This is a genomic window from uncultured Serinicoccus sp. (assembly GCF_947500995.1).
Lineage (GTDB): Bacteria > Actinomycetota > Actinomycetes > Actinomycetales > Dermatophilaceae > Ornithinicoccus.
Map to the genome: position 1 here is coordinate 1 of NZ_CANMUA010000037.1, position 472 is coordinate 472.

The 472-nt window shown below is 65.0% G+C and carries 1 protein-coding gene; it reads right to left on the reverse strand.

Translation table 11 applies throughout. The features are described 5' to 3' along the window. Nucleotides 1-74: 74 nt before the first annotated feature. Nucleotides 75-281 carry a hypothetical protein gene (locus tag Q0967_RS17340; protein ID WP_299451319.1) on the reverse strand — a complete coding sequence of 69 codons (207 nt, stop codon included), beginning with the start codon at nucleotides 279-281 and terminating at the stop codon, nucleotides 75-77. Nucleotides 282-472 lie beyond the last annotated feature (191 nt).

Sequence of the window (472 nt, forward strand, 5' to 3'; positions counted from 1 at the left end):
ACTACGCTGCCCACAACCCTTCGCCGGCAACCGCCGCCGAAGCACACACGACTCTCCACTGAACCCGGGGCGGTTCAGCCCTTTCCTCGGGAGCGTGCCAACCGGACAGGGTCGACATCCAGCACGAGGGCGACCGTGCACCTCGTACTGCTCGCTTCGGGATAGAAGACCGTCGCGGTGCCGAACGACTGCTCGAAGTGCTGAACCCGGTCAGGGTGTTTGTGCAACAGGTAGCCCAGATCGGTTGCCGGTTGGTGCGTCGTCGACACGGTCAGGAGCACCCGCTCAGTCTGCCCGAGCACCGACGGCAGGGGGCGGCAGGCCACGCGGGCGTCGTTCTACGACTCACTTAAACCAAGGCACACGGTTGCGTGCGACCACATTCCTGGCAGTAGTGAACCGCCCCGGGTTCAGTGGAGAGTCGTGTGTGCTTCGGCGGCGGTTGCCGGCGAAGGGTTGTGGGCAGCGTAGT